Source organism: Aquamicrobium defluvii (assembly GCF_004363725.1).
Lineage (GTDB): Bacteria > Pseudomonadota > Alphaproteobacteria > Rhizobiales > Rhizobiaceae > Mesorhizobium > Mesorhizobium defluvii.
Map to the genome: position 1 here is coordinate 32622 of NZ_SNZF01000009.1, position 21204 is coordinate 53825.

20 protein-coding genes are annotated in these 21204 nt (G+C 61.2%); 13 read left to right on the forward strand and 7 right to left on the reverse strand.

Going from position 1 to position 21204, the window contains the following annotated elements; genetic code table 11:
- Nucleotides 1-21 precede the first annotated feature (21 nt).
- Entirely contained in the window at nt 22-468 is a 447-nt protein-coding gene (locus DES43_RS08585; RefSeq protein ID WP_035026169.1) for a nucleoside deaminase, read from the forward strand.
- A 24-nt stretch (nt 469-492) separates the two neighbouring features.
- Here DES43_RS08585 and DES43_RS08590 read toward each other — a convergent pair whose 3' ends face one another.
- The 3 genes from DES43_RS08590 to DES43_RS08600 form a co-directional block, all read right to left on the reverse strand.
- Nucleotides 493-1158: a hypothetical protein gene (locus DES43_RS08590; RefSeq protein WP_035026236.1), complete on the reverse strand. Its 666-nt coding sequence runs from the start codon at nt 1156-1158 to the stop codon at nt 493-495.
- 177 nt (nt 1159-1335) lie between these two features.
- Nucleotides 1336-4290, reverse strand: a complete 2955-nt coding sequence (gene ileS / locus DES43_RS08595; RefSeq protein ID WP_035026167.1) for an isoleucine--tRNA ligase — start codon at nt 4288-4290, stop codon at nt 1336-1338.
- A gap of 232 nt (nt 4291-4522) precedes the next feature.
- Nucleotides 4523-5332, reverse strand: coding sequence for a MipA/OmpV family protein (locus tag DES43_RS08600; RefSeq protein ID WP_035026165.1), 810 nt, complete (start codon nt 5330-5332; stop codon nt 4523-4525).
- A gap of 166 nt (nt 5333-5498) precedes the next feature.
- On the opposite strand from DES43_RS08600, the gene DES43_RS08605 reads away from it, so the two are divergent.
- Complete coding sequence (locus DES43_RS08605; protein WP_035026163.1) at nt 5499-6053, forward strand: HdeD family acid-resistance protein; 555 nt, start codon at nt 5499-5501, stop codon at nt 6051-6053.
- A gap of 8 nt (nt 6054-6061) precedes the next feature.
- Here DES43_RS08605 and DES43_RS08610 read toward each other — a convergent pair whose 3' ends face one another.
- Both DES43_RS08610 and DES43_RS08615 read right to left on the reverse strand, forming a co-directional pair.
- On the reverse strand, nt 6062-7036 hold the full coding sequence (locus tag DES43_RS08610) for a bifunctional riboflavin kinase/FAD synthetase (RefSeq protein WP_035026161.1): 975 nt from the start codon (nt 7034-7036) through the stop codon (nt 6062-6064).
- A 9-nt stretch (nt 7037-7045) separates the two neighbouring features.
- Nucleotides 7046-7906 carry a TIGR01459 family HAD-type hydrolase gene (locus DES43_RS08615; protein WP_035026158.1) on the reverse strand — a complete coding sequence of 287 codons (861 nt, stop codon included), beginning with the start codon at nt 7904-7906 and terminating at the stop codon, nt 7046-7048.
- 231 nt (nt 7907-8137) lie between these two features.
- On the opposite strand from DES43_RS08615, the gene DES43_RS08620 reads away from it, so the two are divergent.
- From DES43_RS08620 to DES43_RS08650, 8 genes are all read left to right on the forward strand, one after another.
- Nucleotides 8138-10063 (forward strand): TadE/TadG family type IV pilus assembly protein, encoded by a 1926-nt coding sequence (locus DES43_RS08620; protein WP_035026156.1) that lies wholly within the window; start codon nt 8138-8140, stop codon nt 10061-10063.
- A 335-nt stretch (nt 10064-10398) separates the two neighbouring features.
- Complete coding sequence (locus tag DES43_RS08625) at nt 10399-10911, forward strand: CAP domain-containing protein (protein WP_342585383.1); 513 nt, start codon at nt 10399-10401, stop codon at nt 10909-10911.
- A 169-nt stretch (nt 10912-11080) separates the two neighbouring features.
- The gene (gene groES / locus DES43_RS08630; RefSeq protein WP_035026152.1) at nt 11081-11377 is read left to right on the forward strand and encodes a co-chaperone GroES; all 297 of its coding nucleotides are present in this window, start codon (nt 11081-11083) and stop codon (nt 11375-11377) included.
- A 68-nt stretch (nt 11378-11445) separates the two neighbouring features.
- A complete protein-coding gene (groL, locus tag DES43_RS08635) occupies nt 11446-13086 on the forward strand; it encodes a chaperonin GroEL (RefSeq protein ID WP_035026151.1) in 1641 nt (546 codons plus the stop codon).
- A 116-nt stretch (nt 13087-13202) separates the two neighbouring features.
- Nucleotides 13203-13382 (forward strand): CsbD family protein, encoded by a 180-nt coding sequence (locus tag DES43_RS08640; protein ID WP_035026149.1) that lies wholly within the window; start codon nt 13203-13205, stop codon nt 13380-13382.
- Nucleotides 13383-13590: 208 nt separating this feature from the next.
- Nucleotides 13591-14988 (forward strand): class II fumarate hydratase, encoded by a 1398-nt coding sequence (gene fumC / locus DES43_RS08645; protein WP_035026147.1) that lies wholly within the window; start codon nt 13591-13593, stop codon nt 14986-14988.
- A gap of 41 nt (nt 14989-15029) precedes the next feature.
- Complete coding sequence (locus tag DES43_RS23160) at nt 15030-15158, forward strand: hypothetical protein (RefSeq protein WP_280940160.1); 129 nt, start codon at nt 15030-15032, stop codon at nt 15156-15158.
- A 131-nt stretch (nt 15159-15289) separates the two neighbouring features.
- Complete coding sequence (locus DES43_RS08650) at nt 15290-15580, forward strand: Dabb family protein (RefSeq protein WP_035026144.1); 291 nt, start codon at nt 15290-15292, stop codon at nt 15578-15580.
- A gap of 27 nt (nt 15581-15607) precedes the next feature.
- Here DES43_RS08650 and DES43_RS08655 read toward each other — a convergent pair whose 3' ends face one another.
- Both DES43_RS08655 and ilvA read right to left on the reverse strand, forming a co-directional pair.
- A complete protein-coding gene (locus DES43_RS08655; protein ID WP_245264686.1) occupies nt 15608-16165 on the reverse strand; it encodes a DUF1697 domain-containing protein in 558 nt (185 codons plus the stop codon).
- Nucleotides 16162-17418: a threonine ammonia-lyase IlvA gene (ilvA, locus tag DES43_RS08660; protein ID WP_035026142.1), complete on the reverse strand. Its 1257-nt coding sequence runs from the start codon at nt 17416-17418 to the stop codon at nt 16162-16164. The genes DES43_RS08655 and ilvA overlap by 4 nt, the downstream gene beginning before the upstream one ends.
- Before the next feature lie 203 nt (nt 17419-17621).
- On the opposite strand from ilvA, the gene DES43_RS08665 reads away from it, so the two are divergent.
- The 3 genes from DES43_RS08665 (at nt 17622) to DES43_RS08675 (ending at nt 21184) form a co-directional block, all read left to right on the forward strand.
- Nucleotides 17622-18710, forward strand: coding sequence for an alpha/beta hydrolase (locus DES43_RS08665; protein WP_425352078.1), 1089 nt, complete (start codon nt 17622-17624; stop codon nt 18708-18710).
- 122 nt (nt 18711-18832) lie between these two features.
- Complete coding sequence (locus tag DES43_RS08670; RefSeq protein ID WP_035026137.1) at nt 18833-19999, forward strand: alpha/beta hydrolase; 1167 nt, start codon at nt 18833-18835, stop codon at nt 19997-19999.
- 606 nt (nt 20000-20605) lie between these two features.
- Nucleotides 20606-21184, forward strand: a complete 579-nt coding sequence (locus tag DES43_RS08675; RefSeq protein WP_035026135.1) for a DoxX family protein — start codon at nt 20606-20608, stop codon at nt 21182-21184.
- Nucleotides 21185-21204: the final 20 nt, after the last annotated feature.

The following is a 21204-nucleotide window of genomic DNA, read 5'->3' on the forward strand; positions in this document are numbered from 1 at the left end:
GATAATCGGAGAGCAGCTTGAATGAGGCGGACGGACTTCATGGGCCTTGCGCTTGAGCAGGCACAGGAAGCGCAAAAGCGCGGTGAGGTACCGATCGGTGCGGTGCTCGTTTGCGAGGGCGCTGTCATAGCCGCCGCCGGCAATCGTACCCGCGAATGCTCCGATCCCACAGCCCATGCCGAGATGCTCGTCATTCGCGAGGCAGCGGCGAATCTGACGGCCGAGCGGCTGTGCGGCTGCGATCTCTATGTGACGCTTGAGCCCTGCACCATGTGCGCGGCGGCGATCTCCTTTGCGCGGTTGCGCAGGCTGTATTTCGGCGCAACCGATGAGAAGGGAGGAGCGGTCGTGTCGGGCGTGCGGTTCTTCTCGCAACCGACATGCCATCATACGCCCGACATCTATTCGGGACTGGCAGAATCCGAAGCGTCGTCCTTGTTGAAGGAATTCTTCAGGACACGACGCTAAACTGCCGTATCCTGAACGAAACCGCTACCAGGGCAGCCAGTCGAACATGCCGCCCTTCTTGGAGGCGGCCCGCTTCAGGCGGCGTTCCTTGACATATTCGTCCTCGCCCAGTTCGTCCTGCGGGGCGGTGTTGGATGCCACGCGGTAATCCAGCGGCGGCTCGCTCAGATAGCGACGCGTGGTGGGATTGCCCTGACGGGACTGGGCAAGCCGCTTCTGCACATCGGCGCGCTTCGTCACATGCGCATTGGCATTCTCGCGAACGTCGAACTTGTCCGACGCGACAGGCACGGAGGCAGATGCGGCCTGTGACGGCAGGTCATCGATGATCTCCGGCTCGTAGAAGCGATTGTCCTGATTGGCGGTTGCATTCGCACGGATGCGGGCCCGCCGCTGCTCGGGCGATTCCGGCCACTGTCCGCTGGCCGTCTGAACGACGCTGTCCTGCGGCGCCGGCAGATTGCCCTTCTGACCGGCGGCGGGCTTCACGAGCTCGGGACGCGGCTTGTAGTCGATCTGCTCGCGCTTCGGGGGCGCAAAGGTCAGCGCGCTGCTCAGGTCCGTCGCAAGCTGCTCCGTGGCTGTCTTGTCGGTGCCGTAGGTCGGCGACGAGACACAGCCGGCGAGCAGGAGACCGGAAGCGGAAAGCGAAGCCAGCAACGCCGCGCGGCCACGGTTTTTGTCAGTCATGCCGAAAAAACTCACTTAGAGCGGCCCCCTGATTGATGCCGGCCGGACATTGTCGGAATTCCAACATGCCCTTGTAATGGTAAATCCGGCGACAATTTGTCGGCCGGAACCGTGGTCTTTACCTTAACCTTGATGCGAGGGCAACGCGTAGCGGCTACGCGCTGCCCTGTGCCACGATCAGATACGCCCGAGCGCCTGCAGTTCCCGCAGCACGCTGGCATCCCGCGCCGACACATCCGGGAACGCGGAATCGCTGCCGACATCGTCCGTATAGCGCCAGGAACGCGCGCATTTGCGCAAATTCCGGTCGACGGCCTTTTCGATCACCACTGCGACACGGGGAACCTCGCGCAAGGTGAAAGCACCGGCAGGCGCGTCTTCACCCGAAACCACCAGATCGCTGGTGATGCTGATCTCCGCAAGGTCGATGTCGCGCACAACCTGCCGAAGCGCTTCGTCGGTTACATAGACGACGGGGACCGCCTCCAGCGACGAACCGATCGTCTTGTTGGCCCGCTCCAGTTCGAGCGCACCGGTGATGACGCTGCGCACCTGCCGCACCTTGCGCCATTTGGCGGCCAGTTCATCGTCGCGCCAGCCAGCCGGAATTTCCGGGAACTGTGCAAGATGCACCGAACGCGCCTGCGGATAGCGTTCGCCCCACGCCTCTTCCATGGTGAATGGCAGCATAGGAGCCAGCCACGTCACCAGACAGTCGAACAGATGGCGCACAACCTGCACGGCCGCCTTCCGCTTCGGGCTGGAAGGCGCATCGCAATAGAGCGAATCCTTGCGGATATCGAAATAGAAGGCTGACAGTTCGACCACCATGAAGTCGAGCAGCGCGCGGGTGATTCGCTTGAACTCGAAGCCGTCGTAGCCGGAGCGCACGACCTCATCGAGTTCGGCGAGCCGGTGCAGCATCAGCCGTTCCAGTTCCGGCATCTCGGCCAGCGGCACGTCCTCGCCCTCGTCATGGGCAAGCGTGCCCAGCATCCAGCGGACCGTGTTGCGCAGCTTGCGATAGGCATCGATGTTGGTTTGCAGCACGTTCTTGCCGAGCCGCTGGTCTTCCCAGTAGTCGGTCGTCATCACCCACAGGCGCAGGATGTCGGCGCCCGACTTCGCCATCACCTCCTGCGGAACGACGACATTGCCGAGCGACTTCGACATCTTGCGGCCGTCCTCATCCATGGTGAAGCCATGGGTGACGACCGTGTCGTATGGCGCCCTGCCCCGCGTGCCGCAGCTTTCCAGCAGCGAGGAATGGAACCAGCCGCGATGCTGGTCCGAACCCTCCAGATACACGTCGGCCGGCCATTTGAGGTCGGGGCGGTCCTCCAGCGTGAAGGTGTGGGTGGAGCCGGAATCGAACCAGACATCGAGAATGTCGGTCACCATCCGCCATGGCTCGTTGGCGCGCGGGCCGAGGAAGCGCTCGCGTGCGCCTTCTGCGAACCAGGCATCGGCCCCTTCCCTCTCGAAGGCTTCGAGAATGCGGGCGTTGACGGCCTCGTCCTTCAGGATATTGCCGTCTTCGTCGGCGAACACGCAGATCGGCACGCCCCATGCGCGCTGGCGCGAAAGCACCCAGTCGGGCCGGTCCTCGATCATGGCGCGCAGGCGAGTCTGCCCTGCCGCCGGCACGAAGCGCGTGGCGTCGATGGCAGCCAGAGCCCTTGAGCGCAGCGTGGTATCGTCGCCGAGGTCCTTGTCCATATAGACAAACCATTGCGGCGTGTTGCGGAAGATCACCGGCTTCTTCGAACGCCACGAATGCGGATAGGAGTGCTTGAGCCGCCCGCGCGCGAACAGCATGTTCTTGGCGATCAGTGCCTCGATCACGGCCTTGTTGGCATCGCCCTTCTTGCCGTTGTCGTCGATGACGCGCGCAGCCCCACCTTCGCGGTCCGGCCCGAAGCCCGGCGCATCCCTGGTGAAGAAGCCGGCATCGTCAACCGCGAAGGGGATGGCGGTGTCGATGCCGCGCGCAGCCAAGTCGCGCGCCGCGTCCATCCATGCATCGAAGTCCTCGCGGCCGTGCCCCGGCGCGGTATGCACGAAGCCCGTACCGGCATCGTCGGTGACGTGGTCGCCGGGAATCATCGGAACGGTGAATTCATACCCACCACCAAGCCCGCGAAGCGGGTGGGAGAGCTCAAGCTCATACAATTCGTCTGCGGAAACATCGTGAAGTCGTTTGTATCCAAGCTTCGCTTTGGCAAAGCATTCCTCGGCTAACGCGTCAGCGAAAATTAGTTTTTCGCCAGGCTGCGGACCAAAGTCATTCTCTGCCGTCGTGACCTCATAGAGGCCGTAGGCCACACGCGGTGAATATGAAACCGCGCGGTTTCCGGGGATAGTCCATGGCGTGGTCGTCCAGATGACGACAGAGGTCCCCATGAGTTTAGCCAGCTTCTTATCGCCTGTTTCGCCGCCAACCCCCGCTGCCGCAATCACCGGGAATTTCACCCAGATCGTGTCGCTCTCATAATCCTGATACTCGACCTCGGCCTCGGCCAGCGCGGTGCGCTCGACCACGGACCACATCACCGGCTTGGAGCCGCGATAGAGCTGGCCTGACATGGCGAATTTCAGCAGCTCGCCGGCTATGCGCGCCTCGGCGTGGAAATTCATCGTCGTATAGGGCTTCTTGAAGTCGCCGATGACGCCGAGTCGCAGGAACTCCTGCGTCTGCACGTCGATCCATGCTTGAGCGAACTCGCGGCATTCCTGCCGGAACTCGTTGATCGGCACCTCGTCCTTGTTCTTGCCGGCGGCGCGGTATTTCTCCTCGATCTTCCATTCGATCGGCAGGCCGTGGCAGTCCCAGCCCGGAACATAGTTGGAATCGTAGCCACGCATCTGGAACGAGCGGGTGATGACGTCCTTGAGGATCTTGTTCAGCGCGTGGCCGATGTGGATGGTGCCGTTGGCGTAGGGCGGGCCGTCATGCAGCACATATTTCGGCCGGCCGGCGGCATCCTCGCGCAGCAGCCTGTAAAGGTCCATTTCCTGCCAGCGGGCCACGATCTGCGGCTCCTTCTCGGGCAGTCCGCCGCGCATCGGGAAATTCGTCCGCGGCAGATAGAGTGTCCTGGAATAATCGATCGTATCGACTGTATCGGTCATCGGTTCGCCATATCGGTTGCCCGGTCGTAATGGACTCCGGGGCTGAAATTCACAATTTCTTCTGGAAAATGCGCGGGTTGCGCGCGCCACAGTTCCCGGCGGCTCCGGCAGGCAAGTTTCACCTCACCCTGCCCGGAACACCGGGCTGGTAATTCGTATCGCGAACGCGACCTGGCGCGGCTGGCGTGTCATGGCCGCGCTTCTAACTCATGAACGGCCAGGAATAAAGCCGCTACATCGTAAAGTCGAAGCGATAGGTGGCCGAAACACCCATCGTGAACTGATTGCGGGAACCGCGCTCGCGCACGATGCTGGAATCGGCCGCCGGTCCCATGAGACGTGAGTATTCACCGAAGACGCTGGTGGTGACAGGATCGGACACCTTCCATGTTACCGCGCCACCTATGCCGAGCGAACGGACTCCGCCGCCCGGATCGTATTCGCTGATACCCGTTCTGTCGTGCTCATCCGCGCTGACGCCATAATAGGCGTCGAAATATTTCGAGGACGCGAAGGATGCGCGCGGCCCGCCCGAGATGCGCACTTCCGGTGTCACATCGTGAAATGCATCGACCGCGATATCGGCAACGACGCCCTTGTGGGCACGGACCCCCTGACGCACTTCTGCGCGCATACGCACCCAGTCCAGCGGATAGAATTCGAAGAAGCCGCCAATCTCGCCGCCCCAGCGTATCGGATCCAGTCCGCGAATGGCATCCTCGTCATTGTCGCGCTTCCACAGGAATTTTCCGGCGACACCGGCCCGCAGGTCACCCTGATCGACCAGCGCCAGCGAGATATTGTCGTTGCGCGAGGAAAAGCGCACCGGATTCCCGGCCTTGCCCAGCGAAATAATCGGCGTGGCGCTGAGCATGTATTTCTTGCTGCCCTCGAAGTCGGGTGCGGTCAGGATGGTCGCCCCGACCGTCAGGTACCAGTCGCCGGAGAGCCATCCGCGGATGCCTTCCCCTGCCATGGCAGTTGCGGGAATGCCGAAAGCGATCAAAACCGCCAGGGCGGATGTGGATTTCAACGCACGCATGTCTCACCGTCAACGCAATACATATGGGAGTTGAGACAACTGTTGCGCGAAGTTTGGTAAAATTTGCTTTAAATTCCCGACCTTATAATGACACAACACGCTGGACGCTATGCATCGGCTACACTAGCTTACCGGCACGGACGGGTTCTCAATCAGGAGAGTTACCATGAGTTTGGAAAGCAAGACACTTAACGAGATTACCGACGAGGTTCGCGGCAAATGGGGATGGTTCGTGGCGCTTGGCGTGCTGCTCCTCATTCTCGGCGGCATCGCGTTCGCCAACCTGTTTGTCGCGACGGTGGCATCGGTCTATGTCGTCGGCTGGCTGATGCTGTTTTCGGGCATTGTGGAGATCATACATGCCTTTGGCGTGAAAACCTGGGGCCGGTTCTTCCTGTGGCTCGCCAGCGGTCTGCTCTACGCGCTGGCCGGCATCTTCGCCTTCTACAATCCCGTCCTTGCCTCCGCCGCACTTACCTTCCTGCTGGCGGTTTCGCTGGTCGCATCGGGAGCTTTGCGCGCCTGGGTCGGCTATCAGAACTGGGAACAGAAGGGTTCCGGCTGGATCGTCACCGCCGGTGTGGTCACCATCCTTGCAGGTCTGGTCATTGCCTTCGGCTGGCCGGTGAACAGCCTGTGGGTGCTTGGCCTGTTCCTGGCCGTTGACCTGATCTTCCAGGGCTGGGCCTTCATCGCCTTCGGTCTAGCCATCAAGAAGTAGCGGCAAGCTCAGAAGCTTATGGCCGCGTCGAGCTCCGATAGCGGCCGTACAGCTGCCAGAACCGCCCTGGCCTCCTGCTCGTCGCGCTTCATCTGCGCGACGAGCGATTCGAGACCGTCGAATTTTTCTTCACCGCGCAGATAGCTGAAGAACGAAACTTCACAGACCTCTCCATAGAGATTGCCCGAGAAATCGAACACGAATGTTTCGAGCAGCGGCGCCCCGTTGTCGTCAACGGTCGGACGGCGGCCGAAACTGGCGACACCGTCATGCAGACTTCCGTCGGCGCGGCGAAATCTCACGGCATAAATGCCCTCGCGCAGTTCGACCTCTGACGGCAGGCACATGTTCGCGGTGGGAAAGCCCAGCGTTCGACCGAGCTTCTGTCCGTCGATGACTTTTCCGCATACGGTAAAGCGATAGCCGAGCAGCCCGGCTGCCTGCTCCACGTCGCCCTGCGCCAGCAATTCGCGAATGCGGCTCGACGATATGATTTGCGCGCCTTCATCGCGGAACGCATCGACCAGCGTCACTCCAAACCCATATCTCTCGCCGGCATCCATCAGGAAAGCCGGCCCGCCCTGGCGGTTTTTGCCGAAATGGAAATTGAAGCCGGTCACGGCGTGACAAATGCCGAGATTGTCCCGGAGGATCGATGCAACGAAATCCTCTGCCGACTTGGTGGAAAATCCGGATGTGAATTCCTGCTCGACCACTGCTGCGAAGCCGAGCCTGTCCAGCAGCTTCGCCTTCATTTGCGATGGCGTCAGGACGAACAGCGGCACCTGCGGGCGAAAAAACTTCCGGGGATGGGGATGGAATGTAAGAACGAGCGCCGGAACACCGCGCTTTTGCGCTTCCTGAAGCGCACGTTCGAGCACGGCCTGATGCCCCCGGTGAACGCCATCGAAGTTTCCGATCGCCACAACGCCGCCGCGCAGGTGGGCGGGCAGCGGCACATCTCCGGCAATACGCGCAAGCATGTGCAGGCCCTATTGCAGCCGGGGCATGACCGCCACCGGGGCGTAGCCATGCTTTTCCAGAAATTCCTTAAGCTTGCGCGGGTCGGGTGCGAGCGGGTCGCCATAATCGCGGGCGTGGATGCCCCCGGAAATGTAAAGCGCATCGATGCCATTGTCGGCCGCGCCCTTGATGTCGGTCATCATGCCGTCGCCGATCGCAAGAACCTCGCCGCGCTCAAGATCGCGCCCGGCAACCTCGGCGGCAGCCCGCAGCGCCGCCTTGTAGATCGGCGCATGGGGTTTTCCGGCAATCAGCGTACGCCCGCCCATCTGTCCATAGTCACGCGCGATCGCGCCTGCGCACCAGATCAGCCTGTCGCCGCGCTCCACCACGATGTCCGGGTTGGCACAGATGAACGGCAGGTTGCGTGAACGCAGCCGCACGAGCAGTTCATGGTAATCTTCCGGGGTCTCGGTTTCGTCGTCGAACGGCCCGGTGCAGACCACGGCCTGCGCCTCGAAATCCTCCACCAGTTCGACGTCGAGGCCGTCATAGATATTGGTGTCCCGATCCGGTCCTATATGGAAAATCCGGCGGGGGGCTTCAGCGATCAGATCCCGGGTGACATCGCCGGAGCTGACCAGCCTGTCATAAGTTCCCTCCGGAACTCCGATGGCCCGCATCTGCGTGGCGACGTCCGCTCCCAGCCGCGGCGAATTGGTGATCATCACGACCGCCACGCCGCGTGCACGCGCGGCCGCAAGCGCCGCGGCGGCTTGCGGAAAGTGCTCGACGCCGTTGTGAACCACGCCCCATACATCGCAAAGCAGCGCGGCGTAGCGGCCCGATATGACTTCGAGCGAGGAAATGATGGGAAATGGAACCGTCATGTCGGCTGGCACGTCCGTGGCTTGGGAGATCGTCGGGTGATGGCTTCGAGCGCCCGGATTAGCCGATGCGCCGCGTGCTGTCATCAGCATTCCTGTTACGGCGCCGGCATGACTGGTTAATGCCGCCTGAAAAACCGGCTTCATTTTTGGTCGATTCTGCAAACGCGAAATTTAACCGTTTCTGCGATGGTCATCCCGATACGTTGATTTGGCAGCGGGGGCTATAGCCAGATGTTGCAGAAATTCCTGTCCGACAGGCGCGGCAACTATGCCATGATTACGGGCCTGATCATGGCGCCTTTGATGGGTGCGGTGGCGCTTGCCGTCGACTACTCAGAAATGTCGCGTCAACGGCTCGACACGCAAAACGCGCTCGATACGGCCAACATCGCCACGGCCCGCGAACTTCAGACAGGAATAACCGACGCACAGGCAATCGCCTACGCGAACGACTTCTATTTCGCCAATCTGCGCCATGTGTCTCCCGCCAGGAGCAGTCTCAGCGTCCGGCTTCCGAGCCAGGTGGTCGGCGGCGGCACCATGGAGATGTGCGCCACTCTGAACTATTCACCCTATTTCCTGCCCGTTTCAGCGATGCTTATGGGCAGGGAATCTCATGACTTCGACTTCAGGACCTGCTCCGAGGTGCGCCTGAAGAACACGCTGGAAGTCGCACTGGTGCTCGATAACTCCGGTTCGATGAAGGAAAAGGGCAGCGGTTCACCCCTGACGCGCATGGAGCTGCTGAAAAAGGCCGCTGACGAGCTGATCACCACGATGGTCAATCAGGCTGACAGCGTGAGGCAGCTGGAAAAGCCCATCCAGTTCGCGGTGATACCTTTCGCCTCCTCGGTCAATGTCGGCAAATCCAACAAGGATTCGTCCTGGATGGATACGCGGGGAGTGTCGCCCATCCATCATGAGAATTTTAACTGGTCGTCTTTCACGTTCAGCTGGACGAACCGGAAAATAGTCAGGAAGGACGACGTTTACATCAAAAGCGGCAGTGACTGGAAAGAGCAGGAAAACCAGATCGTTACCCGCTTCAGCCTCTTCAACGAGCTGAAATACTATAAGGACAGCGCCAGGAAGGAGACGCTGCCCTATGCGGAGTGGGAAGGTTGCGTTGAGCAGAGGCCGCATCCCTACGACCTCACCGACGAACGTCCGCGCGAAGGAAACCCTGCAACGCTGTTTGTTCCGATGTTCTATCCCGACGATTCCAGCAGCGGTTATAACGACTGGATCACGAAAATCGTCAGCAGTTCGGATTCGTCGAAAAACACGCTGTTCTGGGATCCATCGGAAAAAAACAACAGCAACAGCAATCGCGCACCGCACGATATGCGCAAGTACTTCGACATGCGCAATACGGCCGGCACGCAATATGGCTATGTTGCGCCCTATGGCTCGCACAAGATGGGACAGGGTAACGGACCCAACGCCAACTGCACCACCCAGCCGATCACGCCTCTGGTCGACGTCACCAATTCAGCCGGCATGAAGCAGATCAAGGATGCCATCTCCGCCATGGAACCGCTCGGCGGCACCAGCGTGGGCAGCGGCCTTGCATGGGGCTGGCGCGTGCTCTCCAGCGGAGAGCCTTTCACCGAAGGAAGGCCCGAGACGGACCGCGGTAACGACAAGGTGGTGATCGTGCTGACCGATGGCGCGAACACCTACTACACACCAAACAGCGTCCGCAGGCTCAACGGATCGACCTCCGCCGCCGTCGACAACAACAGCGTCAGATCGATTTACGGCGATTACGGGTTCCTCCTTCCCTACAGTAAACCGTATGATTATGGCCGCCTGTTCCTGGGCCTGAGCAGCAGCTTCAACAAGACGTTGTACACGAACGAAAACTATTCGAAGGCCATGAACGACAAGCTTCAGGTCCTGTGCCAGAACGCCAAATCCTCGGGCGTAATGATCATGACTGTGGGGCTCGACCTCGAAGCCGAGGCAAAGAAGGATTCCAAGGTGCGGGATCAGATCGCCGGCTTGAAGAATTGCTCCTCCGACTCGCGCAACCGGCGCGATCCGGACGATCCGTCCAAACCGGCCAAGCTGTTCTGGAATGCTTCCGGCAACGATCTGTCGAACGCGTTCCGCGAAATCGCCGACGAGCTGTCCAACCTGCGTATCACAAGCTGATCGTCATCGATGAAGCAAGGCCCGGATGCTGCAACGCTCCGGGCCTGTTGCGTTGTTTTGGAACAGTCAACGCATCGCTTGACAGCACCTCGGCGGTTTACGACACAGATGCCATGTCCAATGGCCGGACACCGGCATCGCCATGGCCGTCCGGACAATATCGGCACGTCCCTGATCGCAGCAACGCAGGACGGTCAGGTTCAGTGTGCCGTGCGCTGCGGCTGGCAAATGGGCAATTCCCATCAAAGCCTGCGGGGCACGAGGCGGCATCCGGACCGAATTTTGCCCATTGCCCGCTAAAAGCCACGATCAGAAGCCTATCAGGCACCATGAGCATGTCCCGTTCCGCTTTTTCCGCCCCCAGACTTCCCTGCCCCACGCGCCGAAATCTCATCACCGGCGCGGGCGCGCTGGCGCTGGCGGGACTGGCCGGATGCGGTTCCCTGCCCCGGCAGGGCGCCGGCGGCGGTGCCACGGCCTCTGCAAGCCGTTCCATGGCTGAAATCCGCAAGGCCCAGGGATTGTCCATGCTGTCAGCCGATCGCCAGCTCGAGCAGGCCGCGCTCCAGCAGGCCCATTACATGGCGGCATCGGGCAAGATGAACCATACGACCGGGATCGGCAAAAGTTTCACTGCAAGGGTGAAAGGCAACGGCATCGGGGGCGCGGCGGCTGAAAACATCGCGGAAGGCCGCATGGACGCCGCGCGCGCCATCGATATGTGGATGAATTCGCCTCCGCATCGCCGCAATATGCTGGACGCCCGTTTCAATCGCTTCGGCCTTGCCTGGGCAAGCCACCCCGACCGGCCCGAATGGCGATACTGGGCGATGATTCTCGCCAGCTAGACCAGACGTTATTTTCCGGCCCGAACATGAAACGGTCCTCCCTCCTTGACACGGTGCAGGGGGCTGATTATCTCATGCCTCGTTAGCACTCTGCCTTACGGAGTGCTAACAGGTCCGGCAGCGCCGGACGGAGGGAATTCTTTCTCATCATTGTGACCGAGGAAATCAAATGGCAAAGACGAAGTTCCGCCCGCTTCATGACCGCGTGGTCGTTCGCCGGGTCGAGTCCGAAGAGAAGACGGCTGGCGGCATCATCATCCCCGACACCGCCAAGGAAAAGCCGCAGGAAGGCGAAATCGTGGCTGTGGGCTCAGGCGCCCGCGACGAAAGCGGCAAGCTCGTTGCCCTCGACGTCAAGGCCGGCGATCGCGTCCTGTTCGGCAAGTGGTCGGGCACCGAAGTCAAGCTCAATGGCGAAGACCTTCTGATCATGAAGGAATCCGACATCATGGGCATCATCGGCTGATCCTGCCGGTCCCATTCTCAAACAATCACTGCAATCCGAATTTCGGGCCACAGGCCCAGGAGTAAGCAATGGCTGCCAAAGACGTAAAGTTCTCCCGTGATGCCCGCGAGCGCATGCTGCGTGGTGTCAACATCCTCGCCGACGCGGTGAAGGTCACCCTCGGTCCCAAGGGCCGCAACGTCGTCATCGACAAGTCGTTCGGCGCGCCGCGCATCACCAAGGACGGCGTTTCCGTCGCCAAGGAAATCGAACTCGAAGACAAGTTCGAGAACATGGGCGCCCAGCTCGTTCGCGAAGTCGCTTCCAAGACCAACGACAAGGCCGGTGACGGCACCACCACCGCGACCGTTCTGGCGCAGGCCATCGTTCAGGAAGGCCATAAGGCCGTTGCCGCCGGCATGAACCCGATGGACCTGAAGCGCGGCATCGATCTGGCCGTGACCGAAATCGTCGCCGACCTCGTCAAGAAGGCCAAGAAGATCAAGACTTCCGAGGAAGTCGCTCAGGTCGGCACCATCTCGGCCAACGGCGAGAAGGAAATCGGCGAGATGATCGCCGAGGCCATGCAGAAGGTCGGCAACGAGGGTGTCATCACCGTCGAGGAAGCCAAGACCGCCGAGACCGAGCTGGAAGTCGTCGAAGGCATGCAGTTCGACCGCGGCTACCTGTCGCCCTACTTCATCACCAACCCCGACAAGATGGTTGCCGAGCTCGAGGATGCCTACATCCTGCTTCACGAGAAGAAGCTCTCCAACCTCCAGGCCATGCTGCCGGTTCTCGAGGCTGTCGTTCAGACCTCCAAGCCGCTGCTCATCATCGCCGAGGACGTCGAAGGCGAGGCTCTGGCCACGCTGGTGGTCAACAAGCTGCGCGGCGGCCTGAAGATCGCTGCGGTCAAGGCCCCGGGCTTCGGCGACCGTCGCAAGGCGATGCTGGAAGACATCGCCATCCTCACCGGCGGTCAGGTCATCTCCGAAGACCTCGGCATCAAGCTTGAGAACGTCGGCATCAACATGCTCGGCCGCGCCAAGAAGGTCCGCATCGAGAAGGAAAACACCACCATCGTCGACGGCGCCGGCAAGAAGGCCGAGATTCAGGGCCGCGTTGGCCAGATCAAGGCCCAGATCGAGGAGACCACCTCCGACTACGACCGCGAGAAGCTCCAGGAGCGTCTGGCCAAGCTGGCCGGCGGCGTTGCCGTCATCCGCGTCGGCGGCTCCACCGAGGTCGAGGTCAAGGAGAAGAAGGATCGCGTTGACGACGCCCTGAACGCCACCCGCGCTGCGGTTGAGGAAGGCATCGTCCCCGGCGGCGGCGTCGCCCTGCTGCGCGCCACCCAGGCGATCAAGGCCGAAGGCGCCAACGCCGACCAGGCCGCCGGCATCGCCATCGTTCGCCGCGCCCTTCAGGCTCCGGCTCGCCAGATCGCCAACAATGCGGGCGCCGAAGCCTCGATCATCGTCGGCAAGATCCTCGAGAACAAGAGCGCGACCTACGGCTACAACGCAGCCACCGACGAGTATGGCGATCTGATCCAGCTCGGCATCGTCGACCCGGTCAAGGTCGTTCGCACCGCCCTGCAGGACGCCGCTTCGGTTGCCGGCCTGCTGGTCACCACCGAGGCCATGATCGCCGACGCTCCGAAGAAGGAAGCTGCTGCTCCGGCAATGCCCGGCGGCATGGGCGGCATGGGCGGCATGGACTTCTAAGAAGTCTCCGCACCGGATTGGAAAGGGCGGCTTCGGCCGCCCTTTTCTTTTTGCCTCCGGAACCAAGTCGCCGAACTGCCGTTGATGCGGGCAAGTTCAACCCGGGAGATGCGAACATGGTGAACAAGGATCAGGTGTCAGGCGTTGCCAAGCAGGCCAAGGGCGCAGTCAAGGAAGCGGCAGGCAAAGTGACGGGCAGCAAGAAGACCGAACTGAAGGGCAAGGCGGAAAAAGTGGCGGGCAAGATCCAGAAGGCCGCCGGCGACGTCAAGGAAAAGGTCCGCAAAGCCAATTGAGGCAGGTCGAACACAGGCTTGGAAGCAGGAAAAGGCGGCTGAACGAGCCGCCTTTTCCTCATTCGGCAGGTCGCGGCGAAATAGCCTCGGCCATCGGCTGAAAGTTCAAACGATTAGGGCGTGGGGCTTCCGCAATCTTCCCTTGAAGCAGGAAGGGCAAAGCGTTAGGCCGGTGCCATCTCAATTCGCTTGTTCAGGAGACCGGCCCGTGAGCACAAAGAACACCAGAACCGAAACCGATACGTTCGGCGCGATCGAGGTGGCTTCCGATCGTTACTGGGGTGCGCAGGCGCAGCGGTCTCTCGGCAATTTCCGGATCGGCTGGGAAAAGCAGCCGGCCTCCATCGTGCGGGCGCTCGGCATCGTCAAGCGCGCCGCCGCGGAAGCCAACATGGAACTGGGCAGGCTCGACCCCAAGCTCGGCGCTGTGGTCGTGGAGGCCGCTCAGGAAGTCATCGACGGCAAGCTCGACGACCACTTCCCGCTGGTGGTCTGGCAGACGGGTTCGGGCACCCAGTCCAACATGAACGCCAACGAGGTGATCTCCAACCGGGCCATCGAAAAGCTCGGCGGCGAAATGGGCTCCAAGAAGCCCGTTCACCCGAACGACCACGTCAACATGAGCCAGTCGTCGAACGACACCTATCCGACGGCCATGCACATTGCGTGCGCCGAGCGTATCGTTCACGATCTGCTGCCCGCGCTGAAACACCTGCACACCGCCCTTGAGGCCAAGGTCAGGGCATTCGACCATATCGTCAAGATCGGCCGCACCCACACGCAGGATGCAACCCCCCTCACCCTCGGTCAAGAATTTTCCGGTTATGCCCAGCAGGTGAAGAACGGGATCGAGCGTATCGAGACGACTCTGCCCGCGCTGATGCAGCTTGCGCAGGGTGGCACCGCCGTCGGCACCGGGCTGAATGCGCCGGTCGGCTTTGCCGAGAAGGTGGCGGAAAAGATCGCGGCCATCACCGGGCTCGGCTTCACCTCGGCCCCCAACAAGTTCGAGGCGCTTGCCGCCCACGACGCCATGGTGTTCTCGCATGGCGCCATCAACACCGTGGCCGCCTCGCTGTTCAAGATCGCTAACGACATCCGCTTCCTCGGCTCCGGCCCGCGCGCCGGCCTTGGCGAGCTCGCCCTGCCCGAGAACGAGCCCGGTTCATCCATCATGCCCGGCAAGGTGAACCCGACACAGTGCGAGGCGCTGACGCAGGTTTGCGTGCAGGTGTTCGGCAACAATGCGGCGCTGACCTTCGCCGGCAGCCAGGGTCATTTCGAGCTGAACGTCTACAATCCGCTGATGGCTTACAATTTCCTCCAGTCGGTCAAGCTGCTGGCGGATGCCTCCGTCTCGTTCACCGACAATTGCGTGGCGGGTATCGAGGCGCGCGAGGACAACATCAGGGCGTCGCTGGAGCGTTCGCTGATGCTGGTCACCGCGCTCGCCCCGACCATCGGCTACGACGCGGCCGCGAAAATCGCCAAGACCGCGCACAAGAACGGCACCACGTTGCGCGAGGAAGCTCTTGCAACCGGTCTGGTGAGCGCCGAGGACTATGACCGCATCGTGCGGCCCGAGGACATGACGCATCCCGGCTGAGCGCTCTGGCGGGAGATCACGGTTTCGACTAGTGTGACGCCATGCGCTACGTCATCGTGATCGTGATCATTGCCTGCTTCCTGATCTGGGACGGCCTCTACAATGGAGGCCGTTACATCGACATGGGGGTCAGGGGCATGAACGACGTGGTTCGCATGGTCACCGGCTGAGTCGCAGCTTCAGGCAGACGGCGCGACATCCTGCCGGTTGACGCGGCGAGGGCTTCCGGAACAAAAGGGCGTGCCAGACGGCTGCTTTTCGCAGCCTCAGCCTTTTCCATATCACCCTTCAGGAGGCCGAATTGATCCGGCACATCGTGTTCTTCACCGTCAAGCCCGATATGGACGTCGACACCGTGCGCGAAGGGTTGATGAATCTTGGCCGGATTCCGCATTCCAGCCACTTCGAAGTGACGGTGAACCGCAAGGTCGATCTGTTCGGGAACGAGATCGATATCGTCGTTTATGCCGAATTCGAGGACGAGGCCGCGCTGCACGCCTTCAAGGCCGACCCCATCTACTCCGAGACGACCGCCATGGTGCGGCCCATGCGCGAACTGCGCTTTTCCGCCGATGTGGTCGCGGCGGGCTGATCCCGCTCCGCAGCCATTTCCCAGCAGTCATTCCGATGTCCCGGTTTCGGACGCCATTTTTCCCAGAGCGAGAACCGTTCGCCAGTTCCGGGCGGTCGACGCCGTTTTCAGGGTGCGGTCGATCATGGGCGGCAATCTGGAAGCGCTGAAACCGTCGGGAACATGCAGATAGAGGATGTTTCCGGAAACGTGGACACCCTCCCCGACAGCGCGCGATTTCAGGGCTGCAACGGATTCCTGTCCGGGCGTGTCTCTCAGCACGAACACATGAAGTGTCGTTGGCCGTCCGGCCGCTTCGGGAAACGGATTGTCGTCGATGATCCGTTGCCACTCGCTGCGGCTGACCAGCATGATGTCCTTCTCGAACCCCAGATCGTTCCGCACAACTTCCGCGACAAGTTCCTGCGTCTGCGCCTTTCCCGTCTCTGAAGCCAGCACCGCGTTGCCGCTGTTGATGTAGGTCGAGACGTTGCGAAACCCCGCCCTGGCAAGGGCATCACGCAGTTTTGCAACAGGCAACTGCGTTGCGCCGCCGACACCTCGAAACAGGACGACGAAAACGTCGCCATCCATGTTGTCGTTCATATGATGAAGTTCGCCAGGGTTTCGTCGTCGGTTATGTCCTGACATTGCACGCCCTCCGCATCGAACTTCGCCTTGAGCAGGGCGAAATTGCGCTTGTCTTTCGTCTCGATGCCGATCAGTACCGAACCGAAATTGCGAGCCGACTTCTTCAGGTACTCGAAGCGGGAAATGTCGTCGTCGGGCCCGAGCATCTGCAGGAAGTCCCGCAACGCGCCGGGACGTTGCGGCAGGCGGATGATAAAATACTTTTTCAACCCCTCAAAGCGCAGCGCACGCTCCTTCACGTCCGGCAGGCGTTCGAAATCGAAATTGCCGCCCGACACCACGGCTACGATGGTCTTGCCGCGAATGTCCTTCTTCGTGAAATCCTTCAGTGCATCGATGGTGAGCGCTCCAGCGGGTTCGAGAACGACGCCCTCCACATTGAGCATTTCGATCATTGTCGCGCACAGGCGGTTCTCCGGCACAAGGCGGGTCGCCCCTGCGGAAAAATCCTTGAGCAGACGAAAATTCTCACGGCCGATCTCGGCCACCGCCGCGCCGTCGACGAAATTGTCAACCGAGGCCAGCTTCACCCGCTTGCCCTCCGAGAGGCTGCGGGAAAGGCTCGGCGCGCCTGCCGGCTCACAGAAGATGAACTGCGGCACCTGGCCGATCGTCTGGAAATACTGGCTCACGCCGGCGGCCAGCCCGCCACCGCCTACCGGCAGCATGACGATATCGGGCGCCCTGCCCTTGCCCGTCTGCTCGATGATCTCCTGAGCGACGGTCGCCTGCCCCTCGATGATGTCCTTGTGGTCGAAGGGAGGCACCATGTGAGCGCCGGCGGTTTCGGTGAACTCCAGAGCTGCATGGTAGCAATCGTCGAAAAAGTCGCCCACCAGCCTTATCTCGACGAACTCGCCACCGAACATCCGGGTCTTGTCGATCTTCTGCTGGGGTGTCGTCACCGGCATGAAGACGACGCCCCTGCGCCCGAAATGCTGGCATACGAAAGCGAATCCCTGCGCATGGTTGCCTGCCGACGCACACACGAACAGGTCGGCCCTGTTTCCGGCCGCAAGGGTTTTTCTGAAGAAATTCAGCGCCCCCCTGATCTTGTAGGACCGCACCGGTGTCAGATCCTCGCGCTTCAGGAAAATGCGCGCGCCATACTTCTGCGACAGGTAGTCGTTCTTTTGCAGGGGAGTCTGGGGAAAAATCTCCCTTATCGCTTCCGCAGCGGTTGCAACCCTGTCGGCGAAGCTTGTCATGGCGTGATCCCGATGTCGTGAATGCGCATGTGTTCCTGCCGCGAATTTGGCTTTTTGGCAACACCGAAGCTGTCGCAAACAGACAATGCATTCATCAATGCGGGCATTGACTTACTTCCGCCGTACTCTGCGGGTGGAGGAGTAGCTCGCGGTCAGGCGAACATCAGCCGTACGCCGCATGCTGACGGAAAACCAAAGTGAATCTGAAGCCCCTGCTTGCCATAGTGCTTTCGCTGGCCATCGCCGGCTGCACCTCCAACAGGACCGACGAAATTCTCGGCAGCGCCCGCGTGCCCGTGTCGGTGACCGATATTGCCGGCAATCACTCGATCTTTATCGCCTCGACGCGCAAGCGTTCGGACGATCCTTCCAGGGTTTTCGAGGGCGAGCGTTCGAGCACCCTCAATTTCGCACGCATCAACGTAACCGTTCCGCGCGAGCACAAGGTGGGCCAGATCGAGCGTCGAAAGCGCGGAAAATCCGACGATCCGTCCAAATACTTCATGGCTTCCGGGGCGGTTGGCTACGATACGGGGCCGCAATTCTCGCAGGCACTGAACGCCGACGTCGCTGCCCGCGGCGGCCGTGTCATGGTCTTCGTCCACGGCTACAACACCGGCTTCGATGCTGGCGTCTACCGCGCCACGCAGATCGCGCATGATTCCGGCTATCCCGGCACGCCCGTGCTGTTTTCCTGGGCGTCCGGCGGCTCCACCACCAGCTATGTCTACGACAAGGAAAGCGCCAGCGTTGCCCGCGACCAGCTGGAAGTCACGCTGCGCCTGCTGGCCCAGAGCGGCGCGCGACGCATCGATGTCGTCGCTCACTCCATGGGAACATGGGTGACCATGGAAGCGTTGCGCCAGCTCGCCATCACCGGCGACCGCAATCTCGGCGGCAAGCTGGGAGACGTGGTTCTGGCATCGCCCGACATCGATGTGGATGTGTTCAAGAGCCAGATGCGCCGTTATGGCAAGCCGGAAAAGCCGTTCATCCTGCTTCTCTCCAAGGATGACAGGGCATTGCGCCTGTCCGGGATGATCGCGGGCTCGCGTCCGCGCGTGGGCGACTATGCCGATGCCGGCAAGGAGCTGGCCGACTATGGCGTGACGGTTGTCGACCTGTCGACGGCAAAGGGCGCAGATTCGTTCAACCACACCAAGTTCGCAGACAATCCGGTGATGGTGCGGATGCTCGGCCAGCGCCTGCGCGAGGATGACGGCTTTGCCAGTGATCGGGAAATCACCGACCGTATCAGGCTGGTGACCCGGCAGGCCGCCACGGGGCTTTAGCGGCGCAAGCCTCGCGGGAAACCGGCGGGGCTGGACCGGCCCGGCTTCTGCCTATATTCGATTACCGATGCCAGGCGGCGGCGTGCGCTGCCTCCGGAACCGGTTTCAGGAGCAATGGTAAAGTGCGCTTCAAGGCTTTGTTCGCGATAGCATTTGCCGTTCTGATCACCGGATGCGCCAGCCCCGGCCGTCATGAACTGCTCAATGTATCGTCTTTCCCGGCCAATCCCGCGGACATTTCGGCCGAGCTCGATATCTTCGTCGCCACCACCCGCCGCCAGTCTGTAGACCAGCCGCGCATCGTCTATGGCGGCGACCGCTCGCCCAACATCGCCTACGCATCGGTCGACATCACGGTTCCGAAGATTCACGAGACCGGCAGGATCGAACGCGCCAAGGGGCGCGCCCAGGCCGATCCGGCCAAACATTTCACCGCCCGCCGTGTGAGCTTCTTCAAGGAGCGCCAACAATTCGCGCAAGCCGTCAACGCCGATGTTGTGCGCCATGAAGGTCAGCGTGTTCTGGTCTTCGTGCATGGCTTCAACAATGGCTTCGATGACGGCATCTACCGTATCACGCAGATCGTTCACGATACCAAATATGTCGGCACGCCAGTTCTGTTCTCGTGGGCCTCTGCGGCCAAGACCACCGGTTATCTCTATGACAAGGAAAGCGCCAACGCAGCCCGCGACGATCTGGAGGCGACGCTGAGAATGCTGGCCGGCAGCAAGGCGAAAAGCATCGATATCATCGCGCACTCCATGGGAACCTGGGTGACGATGGAGACGCTGCGCCAGCTGGCCATCAGCGGCGACCGCGATCTGGGCGGCAAGCTCGGCAATGTCATTCTGGCCTCTCCCGACATCGATGTCGATGTGTTCAAGAAGCAGATGGAGCGCTACGGCAAGCCCGACAAGCCGTTCGCGATCCTTTTGTCCGATGACGATCGCGCTCTCCAGCTTTCGACCTTCATTTCGGGCGACAAGCCGCGCGTGGGCGACTATAGCGACGCCGCCGACCTCGCCAGCCTCGGTGTCATCGTGGCTGATCTGACCCAGGCGGGTTCCGGCGACAGGCTCAACCACGCCAAATTCGCCGACAATCCGTTCCTCGTCGAATTGCTGGGTGAAGGCTTGCGGATGAACGCCGGCCTGTCGGCCGCGGACAGCGGCGATTTCGGCAGTCCGATGAGCACGATCGGCAAGGATATCGGACAGGCGGTGGGGTCCGTGGCGGACATCGTCATCACCACGCCGTTCAAGGTCCTGTCGATAGCGACCGGGGGTTAGAGCGCGACAGGGCCGTCTCGATGGTGCGGACGACGGGACTCGAACCCGTACTCTCAAAGAGAAGCAGATTTTCGTACCACTTCGGCTTTCGCCGCCGCCGTTCGGCGTTCGTGGTCTGGACTGTCCCTTCGCCATGGCCCAAAGGCTTTAGGCGCCACCCGTCCAGTCTCTACACCTTCCCTCTGAGGAGGGCTTGGCTCGGGATTGGCTTGGGGCATTTGCCCGTTAGCGTTCCCCGACTTTGAGCGGCTCTACTCCGCAGGTTTCCCTGCGGGCACTCCAAATTAAAGTCTGCTGCGTCTACCGATTTCGCCACGTCCGCACGTGACGTTTCTCACGGCTTATTCGGCTTTCGTCAACCGTGTTGCACCACTAATCTGTTGAGCTGGATAAATCCGCTTCGCCAGCCCGGTCACGCAGACAATGCGGGAGCGCACCCTCGTCTGCTGGAACAGCGAATTTCATTGGAGTGCCGTCACGGCGACAGGTTGACTGTTGCGGCTGGTCTTGGTCAATCTGTCTGCGTTTGGCGAGGCGACAGCCCCGGCCCAGTTGTCAAAGAAACTGCCAAAGCCTTACGCTTTGCGCCTCAGGAACCTGCGCACCATGTCCACTACATCCACCTTTCCCGATGACAACAGCCTGTTTCTGCCCTTCATGGGGCCTTTTTATCGCGGTTTCGCGCAGCCCTATGGATGGGCGGCATTCCGGCTTGTCATCGGCGGTCTTCTGATGGTCGAAGGCTGGCCGAAAATCATCTCGCCGATGGCCCAGACGGGTTTTGTGGAAAGCATCGGCATGTATCCGGGCTGGTTCTTTTCGCCCCTGCTGGCCATCATGCAGTTCGTAGGCGGGGCCATGATTGCCATCGGCCTTTTCACCCGCCCGATCGCCCTTGCCAATGCCGTCATGCTGCTTGTGACCATATGGTTTCATATCACCCATCCCTACGGTGACGCCTTTCTCACCGCAGAAGGCGTGAGTTTCCTGAAAGACAATCTCCACTATCTGACGGCAGAAGGACAATCGCGGCTGCTGTCGGATGGCGGAGCCGCATTCCTGCACCAGGTCCAGTCGAAGGCAGAGTTCAATTCGACGTTCTGGGCCGCGGGAGCCGCCCTGATTGCCGCTTTTGGCGGCGGGAGGATTTCGGTGGACCGGCTCTTCATCAAACGCGAGTTCTGATCGAATATTCCGATTTCCGG